This window comes from Spirillospora sp. NPDC049652 (assembly GCF_040675125.1).
In the GTDB taxonomy this organism is placed as follows: domain Bacteria; phylum Actinomycetota; class Actinomycetes; order Streptosporangiales; family Streptosporangiaceae; genus Spirillospora.
Genome location: NZ_JBFAOF010000854.1, coordinates 1 through 3,138, shown reverse-complemented (window position 1 = coordinate 3,138; position 3,138 = coordinate 1). Strand labels below are relative to the sequence as shown.

The 3,138-nt window shown below is 70.8% G+C and carries 2 protein-coding genes; both read right to left on the bottom strand.

All coding sequences use genetic code 11. The annotated features are described in order from the left end of the window. Positions 1 to 84: 84 nt before the first annotated feature. On the bottom strand, positions 85 to 2,541 hold the full coding sequence (locus AB0J52_RS33825; protein WP_500186952.1) for a M4 family metallopeptidase: 2,457 nt from the start codon (positions 2,539 to 2,541) through the stop codon (positions 85 to 87). A 337-nt stretch (positions 2,542 to 2,878) separates the two neighbouring features. Beyond that, on the bottom strand, positions 2,879 to 3,138 hold a 260-nt coding region (locus AB0J52_RS33820; RefSeq protein WP_500186951.1), incomplete at its 5' end, for a helix-turn-helix domain-containing protein.

Here is a 3,138-nt window from a genome sequence, read left to right as displayed (position 1 = left end):
GGTCCGCCGGGCGGGCCGGTCCGCAGGCCGGCTCCGTCAGGGACGCCGGCCGCCCGGGGGGACGGCGGCCGGCGCCCGGCGACGTCAGGAGGCGTTCACCGACACGTCGTCGATGACGAAGCTGGTCTGCAGGGACGCGTCCTCGGTGCCCGAGAACGAGAGGGTCACCGTCTGGCCCGCGTAGGCGGACAGGTCGACGGTCTGGAGCGAGTAGCCGCTGGCCGCGTTGGCGTTGCTGTAGGTCTTCAGCGTCGTGGAGCCCGCCTTGACCGTCAGCTTGTCGTACGCGGTGCTGCCGCTCTCGCTGGTGTCGATGTGCAGGTAGTAGGTCAGCGAGGCCTTGCACCCGGACGGGATGGTCACCGACTGGCTGGCGCTGTCGGTGTGCGTGGTCCCGTAGCCGTCCAGCCACGCGAAGTAGGTGCCGGAGTGGGCGCTCTCACCGCTGCCGTTGGCCGACCGGACGCCGGAGGTGGTGGTCCACGGCGTGGTGCCGGTCTCGAAGCCGCCGTTGGTCACCTTCTCGCCGGGGCTGGAGCAGGTGCCGCCGCCGGGCGGGTTGATCGTCCACGTGAAGGTGGCCGTCCCGCTGTTCCCGGCGGTGTTCTTGGCGGTCACCGTCACCGAGTAGGTGCCCTGGGTGGTCGGCGTGCCGGAGATCAGGCCGGTGGAGGCGTTGATCGACAGGCCGGGCGGGAGCCCGGTGGCGCTGTAGGTCAGGGCCGAGCCGCCGGGGTCGGTCGCGCTGATCTGCAGGCTGGCGGCCTGCCCGACGGTGCCGGTCTGGTTGCCGGGGTTGGTCACCTGCGGCGAGCCGGGCTGGCCGCCGCACGTGCCGGGAACCGGGTCGGTGCCGGTGACGCTGACCGCCGCCCAGGCGGCGTTCACGGTGTTGTACTCGGTGCAGTGCGTGCCGTACAGGTCCGCGGCGGCCTTCAGCGAGTCGACGCGCGCCTGCGCGTAGTTCTCGGAGCTGTTGGCGTAGGACGCGAGCGCCCGGTACCAGATCTTCTCGGCCTTGTTGTTCCCCAGCCCGGTGATGGTGGTGTTGTTGCAGGTCGGGCTGTTGCCGTAGCCGTGGTCGCCGGAGCCGACCGCGAGCAGGAAGAACCAGTGCGTGAGCGGGCCGAGCGAGTAGTGCGGGTCGAGGCTGCCGTTGCTGCTGGAGTAGCAGTTCGGCGACGCGCCGTCGAGCGAGGGGTTGTACATGTAGCGCAGCGGCGTGTTGTTGCCGTTGATGTTGATGAGCTCGCCCATGGTGTAGTCGGGCGTGTCCACGGAGTTGTTGGCGTAGAACTCCACCATCGTGCCGAAGATGTCGCTCGTGCCCTCGTTCATGCCGCCGGTCTCACCGGTCTCGTCCCAGCCGGTGAGGGCGCCGCTGACACCGTGGCTCATCTCGTGGCCGGCGACGTCGATCTCGACGAGCGGGCGGGCGTTGCCCGAGCCGTCGCCGTAGGTCATCTGCGAGCCGTCCCAGAACGCGTTCACGTAGGCGTTGCCGTAGTGGGTGCGCGAGGGGACGCCGGCGCCGTTCCCGAAGATGCCGTTGCGGCCGTGCACGTTCTTGAAGTAGTCGAACGTCTTGGCCGCGCCGAAGTGCGCGTCGACACCGGCGGACGCGGGGTCGCTGTTGGTGCCGTTGCCGAACGTCCCGGTCGAGTTGCTGAAGACCGTCCCGGTGCCGCTCGTGGCGTGGTTCAGGTTGGTCGTGGTCCCGTTGCCGTGCGACGGGTCCTTCATCGACCACGTGCTGCCGGACTGGGTCAGGTCGATCGACACCGTGCCGCTGTAGATCGAGTTACCGGTCCCGGCGGTGAGGATGCCCTCGTTGGCCTTGGCCTTGCGGGCCTTGGCCAGCTTGGCCGCCTGCGCGGGCGACAGGAACGAGCTGACCTCGTCCCGCTTGGTGACGACCTTGCCCTTGTGCGCGTCCACCAGGACGTGCAGGACGGTCGGGGTCTGGTCGGTCCGGACGCCCCGGACGACGGTCTCCCACACCAGCTGGGAGGCCCGGCCCTGGTTCCAGATCGCCAGGTGCGGCGCCTCGACCGAGCTCACCTTGCCGTGCACCTGGCCGCGCGAGGTCGCCTGCGCCTGCTTGGCGCTGATCGACGGCGCGGTCGGGACGGCCGGCGTCTCGCGCGTGTTGGTGTCGATCTCCTTGTAGGAGCCGCCCGGCTTCAGGTGGACGACCAGGTCGCCGCCGTAGACCGGCAGCCCCTTGTAGGTCCGGTCGAAGCGGACGTCGGCGGCGCCCTTCTTGTCGACGACCACCGTGCGCGGCACGAACGCGTGGCCGGACTTGGCGTGCGCCTGCGCGGGGTGCGCGGCGAGCGCCTTCTCGGCGTTCTTGATGGCCGCCTTGCGGGTGTCGGGGGACGGGTTGACCGTGAAGTCGTCCTTGGTGAAGGACGAGGGTCCGGCCGCCATACCGGGTTTCGGTTTGGGTGCGGCCTGGGCCTGCATGGGGAGGGCGACGAAGCCGGCCGCGGCGATCACGGCCGCGCTCGACACCGTCACGATACGACGTGGGGTCATGTGGATCGGTTCCCTCTCGCCTGGTGGGCAGAGGCCCGCCGCGGGGAACGGCGGGCGGGGGTGGAACGGGGGAACGAGGGCGGCGCGCCCCGGGCGGGGCGGTGGGGGGATGGGGCGGGGAGCTCCTTTCACGGCATAACGGGGAATTCGCCGCATCTCGGATCAACGGCAGTGTCAGCGCGCCAACTCGCCCAAGGAAGACCGAAGAACGAACGTTAGGGATATCCCTACGCACACCCACATGAACGGGACACAGCGCCCCGGTGACCTCGCACGTCGGCGGCCCCGGGAACGTTCCGGGCGGGGCGCGGGGAGGCGCAGGGTCGGGAAAGGGTTCCTACTCGCCGCGCGCGGGGGGATCCTGCGGGGGGTGGTGCGGGGACGAGGCGAGACGCGCGAGGTCCACGCGCGACCGGACGCCGAGCTTGCGGTAGGTCCGGGTGAGCGCGGCCTCGACCGTCTTGACGCTGATGAACAGGCGCGCCGCGATCTCGCGGTTGGTCGCGCCCTCCGCGACGAGGCCGGCGACCTTCGCCTCCATCGCGCTGAGCACCCCCAGCGCGGCGGACGGCGCGGACGGGCCGCGCAGGCCCCGTC